This is a genomic window from Pseudogulbenkiania sp. NH8B (assembly GCF_000283535.1).
Lineage (GTDB): Bacteria > Pseudomonadota > Gammaproteobacteria > Burkholderiales > Chromobacteriaceae > Pseudogulbenkiania > Pseudogulbenkiania ferrooxidans.
Genome location: NC_016002.1, coordinates 2,978,311 through 2,996,257, shown reverse-complemented (window position 1 = coordinate 2,996,257; position 17,947 = coordinate 2,978,311). Strand labels below are relative to the sequence as shown.

General features: G+C 62.1%; 15 protein-coding genes. 6 read left to right on the top strand and 9 right to left on the bottom strand.

The genetic code is table 11. The features are described from left to right. Positions 1-94 precede the first annotated feature (94 nt). The 7 genes from mmsB to NH8B_RS13690 form a co-directional block, all read right to left on the bottom strand. Positions 95-982 carry a 3-hydroxyisobutyrate dehydrogenase gene (gene mmsB / locus NH8B_RS13720; protein WP_008954511.1) on the bottom strand — a complete coding sequence of 296 codons (888 nt, stop codon included), beginning with the start codon at positions 980-982 and terminating at the stop codon, positions 95-97. Positions 983-1,221: 239 nt separating this feature from the next. Next, complete coding sequence (locus NH8B_RS13715; RefSeq protein WP_014087837.1) at positions 1,222-2,346, bottom strand: enoyl-CoA hydratase/isomerase family protein; 1,125 nt, start codon at positions 2,344-2,346, stop codon at positions 1,222-1,224. Positions 2,347-2,496: 150 nt separating this feature from the next. After that, positions 2,497-3,279, bottom strand: a complete 783-nt coding sequence (locus NH8B_RS13710; RefSeq protein WP_014087836.1) for an enoyl-CoA hydratase — start codon at positions 3,277-3,279, stop codon at positions 2,497-2,499. 127 nt (positions 3,280-3,406) lie between these two features. After that, positions 3,407-4,567: an acyl-CoA dehydrogenase family protein gene (locus tag NH8B_RS13705; RefSeq protein ID WP_014087835.1), complete on the bottom strand. Its 1,161-nt coding sequence runs from the start codon at positions 4,565-4,567 to the stop codon at positions 3,407-3,409. Positions 4,568-4,663: 96 nt separating this feature from the next. Further along, positions 4,664-6,166 carry a CoA-acylating methylmalonate-semialdehyde dehydrogenase gene (locus NH8B_RS13700; RefSeq protein WP_014087834.1) on the bottom strand — a complete coding sequence of 501 codons (1,503 nt, stop codon included), beginning with the start codon at positions 6,164-6,166 and terminating at the stop codon, positions 4,664-4,666. Between the two features lie 196 nt (positions 6,167-6,362). Next, a complete protein-coding gene (locus NH8B_RS13695; protein ID WP_014087833.1) occupies positions 6,363-7,214 on the bottom strand; it encodes a 3-hydroxybutyryl-CoA dehydrogenase in 852 nt (283 codons plus the stop codon). A gap of 185 nt (positions 7,215-7,399) precedes the next feature. Beyond that, the gene (locus NH8B_RS13690) at positions 7,400-9,649 is read right to left on the bottom strand and encodes an HDOD domain-containing protein (protein ID WP_014087832.1); all 2,250 of its coding nucleotides are present in this window, start codon (positions 9,647-9,649) and stop codon (positions 7,400-7,402) included. Positions 9,650-9,910: 261 nt separating this feature from the next. Between NH8B_RS13690 and cysD the strand changes: the two genes are divergently transcribed. The 4 genes from cysD (at position 9,911) to NH8B_RS13670 (ending at position 14,259) form a co-directional block, all read left to right on the top strand. Continuing rightward, the gene (gene cysD / locus NH8B_RS13685; RefSeq protein WP_008954518.1) at positions 9,911-10,825 is read left to right on the top strand and encodes a sulfate adenylyltransferase subunit CysD; all 915 of its coding nucleotides are present in this window, start codon (positions 9,911-9,913) and stop codon (positions 10,823-10,825) included. Positions 10,826-10,912: 87 nt separating this feature from the next. Then, positions 10,913-12,346, top strand: coding sequence for a sulfate adenylyltransferase subunit CysN (cysN, locus tag NH8B_RS13680; RefSeq protein ID WP_014087831.1), 1,434 nt, complete (start codon positions 10,913-10,915; stop codon positions 12,344-12,346). Positions 12,347-12,500: 154 nt separating this feature from the next. Continuing rightward, the gene (locus tag NH8B_RS13675; protein WP_014087830.1) at positions 12,501-13,835 is read left to right on the top strand and encodes a tyrosine-type recombinase/integrase; all 1,335 of its coding nucleotides are present in this window, start codon (positions 12,501-12,503) and stop codon (positions 13,833-13,835) included. A gap of 244 nt (positions 13,836-14,079) precedes the next feature. Further along, entirely contained in the window at positions 14,080-14,259 is a 180-nt protein-coding gene (locus tag NH8B_RS13670) for a hypothetical protein (RefSeq protein ID WP_014087829.1), read from the top strand. 113 nt (positions 14,260-14,372) lie between these two features. Here the strand turns inward: NH8B_RS13670 and NH8B_RS20975 are convergent, their stop codons facing one another. Continuing rightward, positions 14,373-14,639 (bottom strand): hypothetical protein, encoded by a 267-nt coding sequence (locus NH8B_RS20975; protein WP_148282988.1) that lies wholly within the window; start codon positions 14,637-14,639, stop codon positions 14,373-14,375. Positions 14,640-14,874: 235 nt separating this feature from the next. Next, positions 14,875-15,072, bottom strand: coding sequence for a hypothetical protein (locus tag NH8B_RS13665; RefSeq protein WP_148282987.1), 198 nt, complete (start codon positions 15,070-15,072; stop codon positions 14,875-14,877). Positions 15,073-15,228: 156 nt separating this feature from the next. Between NH8B_RS13665 and NH8B_RS13660 the strand changes: the two genes are divergently transcribed. Together NH8B_RS13660 and NH8B_RS13655 are read left to right on the top strand one after the other, a co-directional pair. After that, positions 15,229-16,860, top strand: a complete 1,632-nt coding sequence (locus NH8B_RS13660; protein ID WP_014087828.1) for an AAA family ATPase — start codon at positions 15,229-15,231, stop codon at positions 16,858-16,860. Between the two features lie 69 nt (positions 16,861-16,929). Continuing rightward, positions 16,930-17,931, top strand: a complete 1,002-nt coding sequence (locus NH8B_RS13655) for a helix-turn-helix transcriptional regulator (RefSeq protein WP_051002164.1) — start codon at positions 16,930-16,932, stop codon at positions 17,929-17,931. Positions 17,932-17,947: the final 16 nt, after the last annotated feature.

Below are 17,947 nucleotides of genomic sequence, written 5' to 3'. Positions count from 1 at the left end.
CAGGGCGTGACTCTCGTGTGCCGGAGCGGCAGCCCGGCCGTCTCCCTGGATGTACGCAGAGACGGGGGCCGAAAGCGGCCGGTCGGCCTGCCGCTCAGTCGCGGTAGAAGTGCTTGAGGATGCTGGAGAAGTCGAGCTTGCCGTGGCCGTCGGCGACGTGCTCCTCGTACAGGTTGCGCGCCAAGGCACCGAGCGGGTTGGCGGCGTGGCAGGCCAGCGCCGCCTGTTCGGCCAGGCCCAGGTCCTTCAGCATCAGTTCCGCCATGAAGCCGCCGCTGTAGCCGCGGCTGGCCGGCACGTTTTCCATCACCCCTGGCCAGGGGTTGTACAGCTCCAGCGCCCAGTTGCGGCCGGAGCTCTTGGCCATGATCTCGGACAGCACCTTGGGGTCGAGCCCGCTCTTGACCCCCAGCGCCAGCGCCTCGGCGGTGCCGGCCATCAGGATGCCAAGCATCATGTTGTTGCAGATCTTGGCGCTCTGGCCGGCGCCGTGGCCACCGGCGAGGAACACGTTCTTGCCCATGGCCTCGAACAGCGGGCGGGCCTGTTCCAGGTCGGCCGCCTCGCCGCCGACGATGAAGGTCAGGGTGCCGGCGGCGGCGCCGGCGGTGCCGCCCGATACCGGCGCGTCGAGCATGCGCAGGCCGGCGGCGAGCGCGGCCTCGGCCACCTTGATGGCGCTGGCGGCGGCGATGGTGCTGCAGTCGATTACCAGCGTGCCCTTGGGCAGCTGGGCGAGCAGGCCGTTTTCACCCAGGTACAGGCCCTCGACGTGGTGGCTGGCGGGCAGCATCGACAGCACGATGTCGGCGCCGGCGACGCAATCGGCGGCGCTGGTGGCGACCGTGGCGCCGGCTTCGGCCAACCTTTGCATGGCCTCGGCGGAGAGGTCGAAGACCTTGATGGCAAAGCCCTTGCGGAGGAGATTGAGGGCCATCGGCCCGCCCATGTTGCCGAGGCCGATGAAAGCGGTGTGAGTCATGGTTGTCTCCTGAGGTGCCCATTTCATTTGAGTGTAGGCAGACTGCGTGCGAATTTTCGCTGGGCAAATCCCTGCGTGCCAAACTTCGATCGGCTCAGCGAGAGAGTTGCACGCAGTCATCCGCTCAGCGATACGGAATCCTCATGGACTGCGTGTCCATTCCGGTTCCTGTGCGCTGTCGGCCCTCAATCTGCTCTGGCTCGCCTACTGAAACGGGCTCTCGCCTTTAAGTTGGTAACTCAGCCCAGTGCCGCCAGCGGGTGTTCGCCATCACCCCACGGCGCGGTGAAGTGGCTGTCGACCCAGGCCTGGTCGACTTCGGCCAACGTCTTGCGGCTCCACTGCGGCTGGCGGTCCTTGTCCACCAGCAGCGCGCGCACGCCTTCGCGGAAGTCCGGCTTGCTGCAGAAGTTGACCGACAGGATCAGCTCCATGCGCAACGCCTCGGCCAGCGACAGGTGCTTGGCGCGGCGGTAGATTTCCCAGGTGACCGCGGCCGAGCTCGGGCTGCCGTGGGCGAAGCTGTGCGCCGCCGCCTGCAGCCACGGGTCGTCGAAATGGCCGTCGGTCAGCGCCTGCGCCACGGCGGCCAGGCTGCCGCGGTTCATCAGGCGGTGGATGGCCACCAGCTGGCGCTCGACGTTGGACATCGGCAAGGAGGCGTGGGTAGCGCATTCCATGTCGTTAAGCAGGGCGGTGACGGCGGCGTGGTTGGCCGAAGCGGTATCGGACCAGGCGGTGTCGGTCAGACGTGCCAGCAGCTCGGGATAGCCGTCCAGCGCGACGACATGGTCGGCCAGGTTGACGATCAGCGCGTCGTGGGCGTTGAGCGGCGCGCCGGTCAGGCCGAGGAACAGCCCGAGCTTGGCCGGCATGCGCTGCAGGAACCAGCTGCCGGCCACGTCCGGGTACAGGCCGATGGTGATTTCGGGCATGGCGATGCGCGTGGCCGGCGTGGCGACACGGTGGCTGGCGCCGACCATCAGGCCGAGCCCGCCGCCCATGACGATGCCGTGGCCCCAGACGATGACCGGTTTGGGGAAGGTGTGCAGGCGGTGGTCGAGGGTGTATTCCTCGCGGAAGAACGTCACCACCTCGGGAATCGGACCGTCGCCGTGGTGGGCCAGGATGGCGTCGCGCACCGCGCGCACGTCGCCGCCGGCGCAGAACGCCCGTTCGCCGGCCCCGCGCAACAGCACGCAGGCGATGGTGTCGTCGGCGGCCCAGCGCTGCAATTGCGCGTTGAGCAGGCGGATCATGCCCAGCGTCAGCGCGTTGAGCGATTTCTCGGCGTTGAGCGTGGCCACGCCGATGCGCCGGCCGTTGCTGCTGGCCAGTTCTTCAAACAGGACTTCGTCGTTCATGGTGTTCCTTTCGGCCAACTAGTCAGAACCGATTTACGGTCTTGCGGCGCGTTCCCGATCGGGGTTCAGGTGTGCCGCGTGCGAATCTTTGCGGGTCTCCGCGGAAGATCGGCACGCAGCGATGCGCTCGCGACGGACCGTGAGCGGCTCTCAGGCATTCTTCCACTGCGGCGGACGCTTTTCCAGGAAGGCGCCGACGCCTTCCTTCTGATCCTCGGTGTCGAACAGCTTGATGAAGCGCTCGCGCTCGTGGATCAGGTTGTACGACGGCGGCTCGACGCGGGCGCGCTGCACCAGCGTCTTGCACGCTGCCACCGACGACGGCGACTGGCGTGCCACCTTCTCCGCCAGCGCCAGCGCGGCGGCGCGCGCCTGGCCCTTGGCGACCACTTCTTCCACCAGCCCGATGCGCAGCGCGGTGGCGGCGTCCACGCGCTCGCCGCACAGGATCATGCGCTTGGCCCAGCCTTCACCTACCAGCCAGGGCAACAGCTGGGTGCCGCCGGCGCAGGGCAGCAGGCCGACGGCGGCTTCCGGCAGCGCCATCTGAGCTTGTTCCTCGGCGATGCGGATGTCGCAGGCCAGGGCGCATTCCAGCCCGCCGCCCATGGCGTAGCCGTTGACGGCGGCGATGCTGACGCCACGGAACGCCGCGAGCGCCTCGAAGGCCTCGCCGAACAGCATGGTCATCTCGGTGGCGACGGTCTTGTTGCCGTCGGCGAACAGCGTCAGGTCGGCGCCGGCCGAGAAGAACTTCTCGCCGTCGCCGGTGATGACCAGGGCGTAGATGTCGCGCTCGGCGTTGAGGTCGGTCACCAGCGCCTTGAGGGCGGAGAGGCTCTCCCGGTTCCAGGTGTTGGCGGGCGGGTTGGTGATGGTCACCAGCGCGGTGTGGCCGTGTTTTTCGACGTTGAGATGGGCGTAGTTCGGCAAAATGTTCTCCTTGTTGTGTGGCCTGTCCTGGCCGTTGTTGAGCGGGGAGGAGGGACGAAACCTATCGCCATGATTGGAAGCGATGTGTCGTGTTTCAACCCTCCCGACCCCTAGTTCGGCCTGGCGTTCAGCGCAGCGTATCGAGCGCGCCATCCTTCAGCAGGTGGCGCGCCACGATCATGCGCATCACCTCGTTGGTGCCTTCCAGGATCTGGTGCACGCGCAGGTCGCGCACGTGGCGCTCGAGCGGGAAATCCTTGAGGTAGCCGTAGCCGCCAAAGAGCTGCAGCGCCTGGTTGGCGACGTTGAAGGCGAGATCGGTGGCGAGGCGCTTGGCCATGGCGCAGTAGGCGGTGGCGTCGGGGCTGCCGCTGTCGAGCTTCCACGCCGCCAGGCGCACCATCTGGCGCGCGGCGACCAGCTCGGTCAGCATGTCGGCGAGCTTGAACTGCACGGTCTGGAAGTCGGCGAGCGCGTGGCCGAATTGCTGGCGCTCCTGCACGTAGCGCTGCGCCGCATTCAGCGCGGCCTGGGCGGTGCCGACGGCGCAGGTGGCGATGTTGATGCGCCCGCCGTCCAGCCCCTTCATGGCGAAGGTGAAGCCCTGGCCTTCCTCGCCGAGCAGGTTGGCGGCCGGAATCTCGACGTTGTCGAAGGTGACGGCGCGCGTGGGCTGGCTGTTCCAGCCCATCTTCTTCTCCTTCTTGCCGTACTGGATTCCGGGCGCGTCGGCCGGCACCACGAAGGCGGACACCCCCTTCGGGCCGGGGCCGCCGGTGCGCGCCATCACCACCAGCACCTCGGTGCTGCCGGCGCCGGAGATGAACATCTTGGAGCCGTTGAGCAGGTAAACGTCGCCCTTCTTCTCGGCGTGGGTCTTGAGCGAGGCGGCGTCGGAGCCGGCGCCCGGTTCGGTCAGGCAGTAGCTGCCGAGCTTGGCGCCTGTCACCATCTGCGGCACCCAGTGCTCGGCCACCTCGGGCTTGGCGAAGCTGGCGATCATCCAGCTCACCATGTTGTGGATGGTGAGGTAGGCGGCGGTGGAGGTGCAGCCGGCGGCCAGTTCCTCGAACACGATGGCGGCGTCGAGACGGCTGAGTCCCAGCCCGCCGTAGGCTTCCGGCGTGTACAGGCTGAGAAAGCCCATCTCGCCGGCGCGGCGGATGACGTCGAGCGGAAACTCCTCGCGTTCGTCCCATTCCGCGGCATGCGGCGCCAGTTCGTGCGTGGCGAAGGCGCGCGCGGCGTCCTGGAAGGCGATCTGTTGTTCAGTCAGGGCAAAGTCCATGTTTTCAGCCAATCTTGTCAGCCCCGCCGTGTCGGCGGGAGGATGTCGATATGCGGCGCGTCCGGGTTGGATGAGCGCGCCGCGCCTGATGATGCGTCAGTGCAGCGCAATGGTGGTGTTGACCTTGCCGCTCGAGGCGGCGTCGTCGAACCAGCGGCTGGTGACGGTCTTGGTCTGGGTGTAGAACAGGATCACCTGCTTGCCGTACGGTCCCAGGTCGCCCAGTTTGGAACCGCGCGAGCCGGTGAACGAGAACAGCGGCACCGGCACCGGGATCGGCACGTTGATGCCGACCTGGCCGACGTCGATCTCCTCCTGGAACTTGCGCGCCGCGGCGCCGCTCTGGGTGAAGATGGCGGTGCCGTTGCCGTGCGGATTGGCGTTGATGAGTTCGATGGCCTCGTCGAGGCTATCCACCCCCACCAGGCACAGCACCGGCCCGAAGATTTCCTGGTCGTAGATCGCCATGCCGGGCTTCACGCCGGAGAAGAGGGTTGGGCCGACGAAGTTGCCCTGCTCGTGGCCGGGCACCTGCACGGCGCGGCCGTCCAGCTCCAGCTTGGCGCCCTGTTCGATGCCCTTGGCGATCAGTCCCGCGACGCGCGCCCGCGCCCGGGGGGAAATCAGCGGCCCGAGGTCCGGGTTGTCCCGGCCGGGGCCCACCTTGAGCGCCCTGGCCTTGGCCACCAGTTCGGGAATCCAGCCCTGTGCCTCGCCCACCAGCACTGCCACCGAGATCGCCATGCAACGCTGGCCGGCGGCGCCGAAACCGGCGCCGACCAGCTGGTTGAGCGCCTGTTCCTTGTTGGCGTCGGGCAGCACGATGGCGTGGTTCTTGGCGCCCATCATGCACTGCACGCGCTTGCCGGCCTGGCTCGCGCGCTGGTAGACGTGGGTGCCGACCGGGGTGGAGCCGACGAAGGACAAGGCCTTGATGTCGGGATGGTCGCACAGCGCGTTGACCACCTCGGGCCCGCCATGCACCACGTTGAGCACGCCGGGCGGAATGCCGGCTTCGATCGCCAGTTCCACCAGCCGCATCGTCACCATCGGGTCCTGCTCGGACGGCTTGAGCACGAAGGTGTTGCCGCAGGCGATGGCCATCGGGAACATCCACAGCGGGATCATGGCCGGGAAGTTGAACGGCGTGATGCCGGCGCACACCCCGAGCGGTTGCTGCACGGTGTAGGTGTCGACGCCGCTGGCGACGTTCTCGGCGTGCTCACCCAGCTGCAGGTTGCCGATGTTGGCGGCGTGTTCGACCACTTCCAGGCCGCGGAACACGTCGCCCTCGGCGTCGGCCAGGGTCTTGCCTTGCTCGGCGGTGAGGATGGCCGCCAGCTCCTTCATGTTGTCGCGGATCAGCTGCTGATACTTGAGGAAGAGGCGGGCGCGGGCGCCGATCGGCGTCTTCTTCCAGCTCTTGAAGGCTTCCTTGGCCGCCGCTACGGCGGCGTCGACTTCCTCCGGCGTCGCCATCGGTACCCGCGCCAGCACGTGCTGCGTGGCCGGGTTGACCACGTCGCGCCAGTCGCTGGTGTTGGACTCGACGAATTCGCCGTTGATCAGCAGTTTGATGGTGGGGACGGCAGTGCTCATCGTGGTTTCTCCTCCGCGTGGCCGGACAGGGGCCGGTGTTCGATGCTGCCCGGCGCGGGCCGGCAGCGCAGGGAAACCCTCTGCGCCGGGCCCGCGATCCGGTATGGCTCCCGCGACGGGTATGAACAGGGGCTTCGGCCAACCTTTATGATGTTCTGTTTAGACCATGCACCGGGTGCGCGTTCTCCCCGTGTCGTCAGTCGTAGCGGTAGAAGCCGTGCCCGCTCTTGCGACCGAGCCGCCCGGCCGCCACCAGCTGCGCCAACAGCGGGCAGGCGCGGTACTTGCTGTCGCGGAATTCGTCATGAAGGATGTCCATGATGGCGAGGCAGGTGTCCAGGCCGATCAGGTCGGCCAGCGCCAGCGGGCCGATCGGGTGGTTCATGCCGAGCTTCATCACGGTGTCGATGTCCTCGGCGCTGGCCAGGTTCTCGTACAGCGCGAACGCCGCCTCGTTGATCATCGGCATCAGCACGCGGTTGGAGACGAAACCCGGGCCGTCCTTCACCGTTACCGGGGTCTTGCCGATTTCCACCGCCAGCGTGTGCACCGCCTGGTGGGTGGCATCGTCGGTCTGCAGCGCGCGGATGATCTCCACCAGCGGCATCAGCGGCACCGGGTTCATGAAGTGCATGCCGATCACCCGCTCCGGGCACTCCACCCAGGCCGCGATGCGGGTCAGCGAGATCGACGAGGTGTTGGACGCCAGGATGGCGTCGGCGGGCAGGGTGCGCGCCAGCTCGCGGAAGATCTTTTCCTTGATCGCGGGGTTCTCGGTGGCGGCTTCCACCACCAGCTGGCAGCCGGTCAGGGCGGCCAGCGTGTCGGCGGTGGCGATGTTGGAGAGGGTCAGCTCGACGTCGGCGGGGCTCAGCAGCGCCTTCTTTTCCAGTTTGGCGAGGCTCGTCCGGATGGTGGCGAGCCCTTTTTCCAGCGCCGCGGCCGAGGTGTCGACCAGGGTGACCTGAAAACCGTGGCGGGCGAAGGTCTGGGCGATGCCGTTGCCCATGGTGCCGGCGCCGATAACGCCGATGCGGGTGATTGCCATGATGTCTCCTTGTGCACTGATTCCGTGAACATAAGATAACGTTTACGTAAACGTCAATATGCGACGCCGCAAAACATTCGAATCCTTCCCTTCCATTCCCGTCAATTATAGTCCGGCACACCGCGAAACCCGGCGCGGCTCCCCGGCAAGACGGGCCGGGTAGGGGGCGTCGTGGCGTTCTGCCATCAGGCTCCGCCGGCGGACTGTTTCTGGCGGATCGCCAGCAGCGCCTGATTGCGCAGCGCCTTCAGCAGGTTCAGCGTTTCTGCGTCGGGCTTCAGGCTATGGGCATGCCTGCGTTCGCCGTACAGACAACCGATCGGCTTGTTCTCCAGCACCAGCGGCAGGATCAGGAAGGTCTCCGCCGGCGTGGCGCGGCGCAGCCAGTTGGGGATGCGGCTGGCGATATTCGGCGCGTTGACGTCCTCGATCAAGATGTCGGCGTTGTGCTCCAGCGCCACGCAGAACACGTTGGCGGGCTCCTGCAGACTGAAGCGGAAGGCCGGGATCATCGTGCCGATCCGCTCGCCAAAACCGGAACGCGCCACCATCTGTCCCAGCCGCGGGTCGCGCGTGCACAGCAGCACGTGCTCGAACGGGGTGGCGCGAAACAGCGTTTCCAGCACGGTCTGCAGCAGCTCGTTCAGGTTGAACGGGCCGAGCAGGGCGTGGGTGAGCTCCTGCACGCCAGCGCTCAAGCGGCGCGCGCTGCTGTCTTCGCAGGGCTCTGGCACGGCGGCGAAATCCAGCATCAGGTCAAGCTCCAGCTCTTGCGGCCGGGCTGCCTGGATGGCTTGGGCGAGCGGCGGAGGGCGAACGCCCGGACGCGTCGAGCCGGCGAGCAGCGCTGAGCCGCGCAGCCGCGCCAGGAAGCTGTCGGGACGGGCGCTGACCCCGATCGGCTCGACGTGCTCGTCGAACGCCCGCAGTGCAGCACGCACGTGCTCTATCGCCTGCTCGGCGTTCAGCGGCAACACGCGTTGATAGCGTTCCAGCAGCGTCTCCAGCGGCTGGCGCGGGGCGCTGCCGGGGTCTTGTGTCAGTTGCGTCAGCTCGGCGGCCAGGTTGGCCAGGATGCACAGTCGCGCCGCGGCACTGGCCGGCGGGCGGATCGGCCCGGCCGGCAGCAGCTCCATGCTCTGCACGATGCGTGCCGGGAAGCTCCAGTGCTCGGCCACGCTCATGCCCAGCGCGGCGAAATCCAGCCCCAGGGTATGGATCGTGGCCTGGGTCAGGCTCAGCCCGTTCTCGACCTTGAGGTCGATCAGCCGGCTTTCTTCGCGGAAATAGAAGCGGCACAGGAGTTCGCCCAGGTGGTGGAACATGCCGCAGATCAGCGCTTCCTCGCTGTCCCCGGCGGCACCGTGCTGCGCCAGTTCGCGCGTCAGCAGGCCGCAGAAGAAGGTGCGCAGCGCGGTGTCCTTCAAGGTGGCCGCGTGCGCCTTGTTGTGCATGTGTTCGAACAGCAGCAGCGTGATCGCCAGGTTGCGGATGGTGTCGAAACCGAGGATGACGATGGCGCGCGACACCGTGCTGACCGCGCCGCCGAAGTGGCTGTAATGCACCGAGTTCACCACCCGCAGCAGCTTGTTGGTGAGGGAGAAGTCCTGCAGGATGATTTCCGCCAGCTCTTGTACCCGGCCGGTGTGGTCCTCGCTCACCTGGTTGATGGCCTGGATCGCCTGCGACAGGGCGGGAAAGTCGGCCGAATAGCGCATGCGCTCCAGCAGGCTGTCCCAGGCGGTCGGGCTGGCGCTACCCTTGATGAAGCGGTGCTGGGTGGTGAGCCAGGCCTGCAGCGCCGCCAGCAGCGAGGCGGCGTCGGCAAAACCCTGTCCCGGCGTCGTGTCGAGCGCGCTCGCCATGATGGCGTCCAGTTCGTCATCGATCAGCGGGTTCAATTGCCGCAGCGGCGTGCTGCCGGGCGGCTGGCCGGTCAGCAACTGGTGCAGGATGCCGGCCAGCGCGGCGAGGTCGCGCTGGCGCATGCGGGGCAGGTTATTCGCCGGCGGCGCCGGCAACAGCCCGAGCCCGAGCAGGTGCGGCGTGCGCTCGTCGTCGAGCAGGATATGGTCCAGGCTCAGCCCGCCGTGCGCCACGCCCTGAGCGTGGGCGTACATCAGCGCGCCCAGCAGGTCGCAGCACAGCCCCACCGCCTCTTTGCCCGGGAGCACCCCCGAGAGCGCCAGCAGGCTGGCCAGCGGATGCCAGGCCGGCAGGTCGTAATGCCAAAGGCAGAGCCCGTCGCGCAGTTCCTGCTCGCTGGGCGGGACGATGCCGGGGTGTTTCAGCCGGGCGGCGGGAAAGGTGGCGACGGTCAGTTTCTGCGGCAACGACAGGGTATGGCGGAGCGTGCCGCCGGGGGCGGAAACCGGCAAGCCGGCCGGTTGCTGGGCGGCGTCGTGGCTCAGGATCGGTGCGGCGTGTGTTGTCATTCTTTTTCTCCCCCGCTGACTATATAAGCAATCTCCCGACTCCGGACAACTTTATCCTCGCCGTGGGAGGCAGGGCCGCCATCGGGGGCGCCGCTATATGTCTGGTTAGATAGTTTTTTGCTTCCAATAGCGCATATTGATATATCCATTCGGTTTTGCCTGGCTAGGGGGCTTCCGGTAGATTGGCGTCAAATGGCAGGCGGGTGTGCCGCCTGCTGGCAGGAACAGAACTGGCCACGTGCCAATAGCGGGCGGAGCAAGATGACTATCAGTGAAGCAAGACTGACTCACCTCAAACAACTGGAAGCAGAGTCGATCCATATCATTCGCGAAGTGGCGGCGGAATTCGAGAACCCGGTGATGCTGTACTCCATCGGCAAGGACTCGGCGGTGATGCTGCACCTCGCGCTCAAGGCGTTCTACCCGGGCAAGCCGCCGTTCCCCCTGCTGCATGTCGATACCACCTGGAAGTTCCGCGACATGATCGCGTTCCGCGACCGCATGGCGGCCAAGGTCGGCATGGAACTGCTGGTGCACACCAATGAAGAAGGGCGGGCGGCCAACATCAATCCGTTCGACCACGGCAGCGCCAAGTACACCGACGTGATGAAGACCGACGCCCTCAAGCAGGCGCTGAACAAGTACCAGTTCGACGCCGCCTTCGGCGGGGCGCGCCGCGACGAGGAAAAGTCGCGCGCCAAGGAGCGTGTTTATTCCTTCCGCGACAAGAACCATCGCTGGGACCCGAAAAACCAGCGTCCGGAACTCTGGAACATCTACAACAGCAAGATCAACAAGGGCGAGAGCATCCGCGTGTTCCCGCTGTCCAACTGGACCGAACTCGACATCTGGCAGTACATCTACCTCGAAAACATCGAGATCGTGCCGCTCTATTTCGCCAAGCCGCGCCCGGTGGTCAACCGCGACGGCATGCTGGTGATGGTCGACGACGAACGCCTGCCGCTCAAGGAAGGCGAAGTGCCGGAAATGCGCAGCGTGCGTTTCCGCACCCTGGGCTGTTACCCGCTGACCGGCGCGGTCGAGTCGGAAGCGGCCACGCTGCCGGAGATCATCCAGGAAATGCTGCTCACCACCACCTCCGAGCGCCAGGGACGCCTGATCGACCACGACCAGGCCGGCTCGATGGAGAAAAAGAAGATGGAAGGCTATTTCTAAGCCTGTCCTGACGAGCTTGTCGCGAATCCCGCGTGCCGACGTGAACGCCCCCGGCCTCACGTTGGCCGAAGATGACGGAATACCACCATGTCTCACCAATCCGAACTGATTGCCAGCGATATCCTGGCCTACCTGAAACAGCACGAAAACAAGGATTTGCTGCGCTTCATCACCTGCGGCAACGTCGACGACGGCAAGTCCACGCTGATCGGCCGGCTGCTGCACGATTCCAAGCTGATCTTCGAAGACCAGCTGGCCGCGATCCAGAAGGACAGCAAGAAGTACAACACCACCGACGAGGACATCGATCTGGCCTTGCTGGTCGACGGCCTGCAGGCCGAGCGCGAGCAGGGCATCACCATCGACGTGGCCTACCGCTACTTCTCCACCGAGAAGCGCAAGTTCATCATCGCCGACTGCCCGGGCCACGAGCAGTACACCCGCAACATGGCCACCGGCGCCTCCACCTCGGACCTGGCGGTGATCCTGATCGACGCCCGTCGCGGTGTGCAGACCCAGACCCGCCGCCACAGCTACATCGTCAGCCAGCTTGGCATCCGCCACGTCATCGTGGCGATCAACAAGATGGACCTGGTCGACTTCAGCCAGGAGGTGTTCGACAAGATTCGCGACGATTACCTCGCCTTCGCCGAACACCTGGCGATTCCGGACATCCGCTTCGTGCCGATCTCGGCGCTGCGCGGTGACAACGTGGTGAAACCGAGCGAGCGCGCGCCGTGGTACGACGGTGCCACCTTCATGCAGCTCTTGGAGTCGGTCGAGCTGTCGCACGACGCCGCGCTCGACGCCTTCCGCCTGCCGGTGCAGTACGTCAACCGTCCGCACCTGGACTTCCGCGGCTTCTGCGGCACCATCGCCTCCGGCCGCGTGCATCCGGGCGACCAGATTATGGTGTTGCCGTCGGGCAAGACCAGCAAGGTCAAGGCCATCGTCACCGCTGACGGCGATCTGGCCAGTGCCCACGTCGGCCAGGCCGTCACGCTGACGCTGGAAGACGAGATCGACTGCTCGCGCGGCGACATGATCGTGCGTAGTGGCGAGGTGGAACCCCAGGTCTCGGCGGCGTTCGATGCCCACATCGTGTGGATGAACGAGGTGCCGTTGCAGGTGGGCAAGGAGTACGCCTTCAAGCTGGCCGGCAAGAACGTGTTCGGCCGTGTCGAGCACATCCTGCACCGCGTCGACGTCAACACCATGGAGCAGTATGCCGCCGACGAGCTCAAGCTCAACGAGTTCGGCCTGTGCCGCGTCGTCGTCAATGCGCCGGTGGTGTTCGACGCCTACCGCCAGTGCCGTGGCAGCGGCAACCTGATCGTGATCGATCGCTTGTCCAACGCCACCGCCGGCGCCGGCATGATCACCGGCGCCGCGCAGAGCGACAGCAGTGCCCAGGATGCCAACGAACTGGCCCGCCTGCGTGCCTTTGAGCTGGAGTTCAACGCGCTGGTGCGCAAGCACTTCCCGCACTGGGAAGCCAAGGATATTTCAAAGTTGTTTTAAGTCGTCCAAAATTTCTTGATTGGTCATAGTTTTATAGGTTTTCCCAAGAATTAGCGTCCAATGTGGTGCACTTGAATTTAGCTGCATCCACATGAAAACGTGCCCCCGTATGTACCCCCGTGTTATTTTAGGGGGAACGTACGGGGGCTTCTTTATGGCGGTGGAAAAAGGCATCGGTATGGCATTGCTGAAGGATATTCAGTGCCGTACTGCGCAAGTGGAAGCAGGTAAATCCGAGTCTAACTTTCGAGATGGTGGTGGCTTGTGGTTAGTAGTCAGTGCTGAACGGAAGCGCTGGCGGTATGTCAGTAGCCTGTATGGGAAGAGGATCAAAATCTGGTTAGGAGACTACCCTCAGCTCAGCCTTAAACAGGCTCGGCTGGAAGCCGATGCTTGCCGCGAGAGCATACGGCAGGGCAAAGACCCAGCAATTGAGCGGAAGCTGTGCAAAGAGGCGGGTAAGCTCGCTCATGAGTCTACTTTTGAAGTGGTAGCAATGGAGTGGTTAGATGAGCATTGTCGGGTGAAAAATATCAAACCGGTCACCAGTGCTCGTATTGCTAGCCAGTTACGCAAGCACATCTTTCCCTACATTGGCCGGTTGCCGGTAGATACTTTGAATGAGGCTCTATTGAGAAAGCCGGTGGACTTGCTCAGCAAGCAAGGCCATCAGCAAACTGCGACACGTGTACTGCAGCATATTAGCGGTGTTATGAAACATGCTAAGCGTACAAGCCGGATTCAGTATGATCCAGTATCAAGCCTGACTGGCCGCAACGGTATCTTGCCAGTAATTGTTAGTACCCCAAAAGCGGCCCTCCCTCTTGAGAGTGTTCCGCAGTTGCTTCAAAAGTTACGGTCAGTTGATTGTCTGCTGGTCATCAAGCTCTTTCTTCGGTTTGCATTGATGACAGGTGCCAGGTCTTCCGAAATTCGTTTCGCTCGTTGGGCGGAGTTCAATTTGGAGGAGGGTGTGTGGACTATTCCTCCAGAACGTCAGCCTGTGGACTGGGTGGCTTATAGCTACCGAGGGGAAAAGATGGGCCGCCCGCGTATGGTATTCTTGAGTCGCCAAGCTTTGGATGTAATGCAGCAAGTCAAAGCTCTTAATGAGCATGCCACCTTTGTTTTCGCCGGAGGGCGAGTGGGAAGTCCTGTGTCTAATACAGGCATTAACAACGCTATCCGAGCCATGGGCTACAGTACGAGCACAGACCAGTGTTTGCATGGTTTCCGAACTACTATGACCTCTGCACTGAATGAAGCGATGCGTTTCCACCGCGATGCTATTGAGTTGCACATTGGTCATGCTGCAAAAGGCGACAAGGGGGACTTGGCTCCATCCGCAAAAGCCATCCGAGATCTGTACAATCGCAATGCACGTTATCTAAAACACCGTCAGGAGATGATGCAATGGTACAGCGACTGGTTGGACGAGATGGGTGAGCGCAAGATATTTATTGAGCCGGCTGACTTCAATCTGAGCTAGCCTTGGCTGTTATGGTGTAGCTGTGTTTTATTGACTTCGCATTTGTAATGCGAAGGTCGTGGGTTCGACTCTTCTTATCGGTGCCATTAAAATCAAAGCCTTACAGTAGAAATGCTGTGAGGCTTTTTTCTATTCATGTAGCTGTGTAGCCCTGATCTGCTCCTCTCCGGTCTGCGTTTGCGCCTGCCGATCGCGCTTGGTTTTCCGCAGGGCAGTCACATGCAGTTGCTGATCTTGATGCCCCATGACAGTATCGAAGAATACCGCTCCCAAGCCCCCGCTGGAGCAGGATGCCAGCGTGATGTGGGTGCAGGCCAAGGACGCCAGGGAAGTGTATGGTCTGGGGTTCATCACGCGGGATGTCAAGCAGCAGGCAGCACTGAAGGCCTGTTTTGCCTTCTTCAAGCAGAGCGCCATTTTCTGAACGGATGGGATGGCGGGCCTTGGGTGGCACTCCCATGTTTTCACTCGCAGCAGAAGCCCCGAATGCGGCTCTGGCAGATCGACGGCCAAAACGGCCGCTCACGCCGATAATGATCAATAGCAGCCTTCGCATTGAAATGCAGTCATGTGGCAATGCAACCTGCGCTGTATCTCCCGCAAGGCGAGAAGCGCCAGGGCGGGCATTTCAGGGTCGACTTGCTCGATACAGCGAGAAAAGCTTACTCCGTAAATTCGCAATGTGTTTCGAAGATCGATCAGCGGAATACGAGACAATGGTTCCCTTGCAAATAAGCTGACTACCATCGCATAGTCGGACGGAGAGGGTGTCTTGGCAAGACCTTTACTCGACAGAACGTTCATCACATTGCCTCCCGTCTGTTCAAAGCCCGGGAGAGCCGCTCTGCAAGTGCGCCCAATATGCTCTCTATGCGATTGCCCCTGGTCTGCTGCATTTGATTGCACCCACAGCGTGGGCAACAACGTGCCCATTCGGGTAAGAGCATCACGTCGGATGGCATCATGATCGTGCGCTGCCAATGGCAGCGAGGGCAGACAAACTTGACAGGGCCAAGTGGTACCGGCATGGATTACCTCCTCAACTAACGAATACGATGTAAATCAACAAGGGAACACCGAGTAGCGGGAAGACAATAGCCAGCAGAACGGCCGAGAGCATTTGCAGCATCCTTCCCCAGGACCTGCCCGGCAACCCCAGGGATACGACAAAGAGAACAACTGCCAACAGTATCCATGCCGAATTACCTTCATGGGGACGTTTGTCTTCAGGAAACATAATGACGCTCCTCTTCTTGCGGCCTGTGTCAGTATGGCTTTGATCTGCGACATACTTTGTCGCGAAAAGCACCATTTTTTATGCATTTTTTCTAAAGTAAATGCCTTAAAAATCTGATATGTTTATGCTTTAAGCACTTCAGATGAGCTGTTGTGTATGGCCAAGCTGCTTCCAGACTTGTCAGGAGAAGTAAGAAGAACCACGGGCTACCGCCGTGAAATGGATGTACTGACACTGCTCCAGAGATCACTGCCAGATGGATATGTCATCTTCCACAATGTGGAATGGCACAGCTTGCATGAAGCACGCGATTGTCACGGCGAGATTGACCTGATCGTGATGAATCAGGCTGGCGACTTGCTACTTGTCGAGGTGAAGTCAGGCGCACTGACTATCAACAATGGTCAACTGATAAAAAACTACGGTCTGCGCCAACGTGATATTGCCACCCAAGTGCGCGTGCAATACGGCGCAATGCGCCAGCTGCTGACCAGGGCGGAACTCCACGTTTCTGTGTCCAACTGCCTGGTGCTGCCAGATTTTCATCTCACCGACGCATCGATCGTCAGTATCCCGCGGGAACGCATTTTTGATGCGGGAGACTTCCCCAACCTGCCGGCTCGCATAGCGTATCTACTACCCCTGGGTGTACCAGCCGCCACGGCGGGTCGGGTAAAAGCCTTTCTCAGCAACCAGCTCGACCTTGTCCCCGATGTAGCCAGCCTGCAAGGCCAACTGCAGAAGACCGTCAAAGGGCTTGCCGATGGTTTGGCTACCTGGGTTCCTCGCATGCTGGCACCCTCCCGGCGCTACCGCATCCAGGCAACTGCAGGTTCAGGTAAAACCCAGCTGGCTGTCACACTGCTACAAGAAGCGAATCAAGCCGGGCTGCGCACATTGTACGTCTGCTTTAATCGGCCACTGGCCGAACAGATGTCCCGCATCGCCCCTGGCCAGTGCAGCACCTTTCATGCCTTGTGTATCGATGACTATCGCAAGCAGCATCAAACACTCGATTTTCAAGACCCCAACACCTTTGAACAGGCCGCAGCCAACTACCTGCAATCCCTCCACACCCAGCCAGCCAATCTTGACCTGCTGATTCTGGATGAAGCACAAGACCTGCAACCGGAGTGGATCCACGGTCTGATCTCCATGCTGCTACCTGACGGCCGGCTGTACATGCTGGAGGACCCGGACCAATGCTTGTATGGTCGCCCCGCTTTCGACATGCCCGATGCAGTCAGTATCCAATGCATGGATAACTTCCGCAGCCCGCAGCTGGTCTGCCATGCAATCAATGCCTTTGCACTCGCTAGGGATACCATCAAATCGAAAAGCCCTTGGCGCGGAGATGTTCCGGCATTTTACGTGTACGACGGCAGCGAAGAAGACCTGCTAAGCAAGACCGAAGATGCAATCAATGAACAATGCGCCTTAGGCATTGATGTGACTGAGATGGCCGTGCTTTCCATCAAGGGCATAGCGCACTCGAAACTGATTGGACTCGACACCCTGGCCGGGTACAGCACCAAGCGTTTTACCGGCAAATTCACTGAAGATGGCCAACCAGAATGGACCCGCGGCCTGCTACTGCTGGAATCGGTGTATCGCTTCAAGGGCCAATCTGCCAGCGCCGTCATCCTGACCGAAATCGACTTTGCCGAGCTGACCCACGTCGAGCGCGCCAAGCTCTTTGTCGGCATGACGCGTGGCCTGCTATCGGTATCGCTGGTATTGAGTGAACGTGCAGCAGCCCTGCTGGCAGCAGGAATGAAAGGCCAGTAACAGGCGACAAGGTATGTCGCGCGGTTTTCATATGCTTAAACCATATCAAGGCAAGTGGATAACAAGAACATGTCGCTATCACAAGACCGAGCAGAACGACTGGCACTGATTGAACGCTTGCTGCCTGGTGACCAAAGTGCCAACCCGCACGGCCTCACCATCAAACAAATCCAGCGCAAACTGGAAAACATCGATAAAGATGTTATCCGCCACCAACGTACCCTGCAGCGCGACTTGCAACGGCTCGTCCGGGAAGGACGCGTCCGCCAGCTGACCAACAACAGCGACCAGCCAGCCTACCAGCGCATAGAAGAAACCGAAGAGATTGACGACAGCATTTGGGACTACTTTGTCGAGCACTTGAAAAAAAACCTGGAAGGCATTGTCTCCAGCACCGAACTGGCCAAGCTGCTCGACCGCCTGAAGCTGCGCGATCAGGGTATTGCGCTCGACGAAAGCAAACTATGCATTCTGCCAGACTCACTGCGCCTACAACCGGCTCAAATCAACTACCAAGTCTTCACCATGGTACTGCGGGCACTGAAAGAAAACCGCACCCTGCAGGTGAAATATATCGACCGGCAAGATAAAAGCAGCACCCCCACCCTGCACCCGCTGGGCATCATGCAACGCGGACCGCGCATCTACCTGTTCGCCCTGAAAAACGACGAGCCGGAAGAACGGCTCTACGCCATCGACCGCATCCGGGCAGCAGAACTGCTACCGACAACAGCGCGGCAGAAGCAGGACTTTGACTTCAAACGCCACATCGCCGATGGCCGGGCAGACTTCGCCAACGGCGAGCACATCACCCTGAAAGCCATTGTCCGCGGCTACGTGGAAAATCTGGTGTATGACTGCCCGCTGCATGAAAGTCAGAAACTGGAGCCATTGAGCAATGGCGAACCAGGCTCACTCCTCATTGTGATCATGCCATCCAGCGGGCAACTGCTTAGATGGATATTAGCTTGTGGCTGCAACATTACAGTCATTGAACCCTTGGAGTTAAGGGACATAGTCATAAATCAGCTCAATCAGTCCACTGAAAGTTATGGTTCATTATCTAATTGAATTGTTCCGGCGAGTC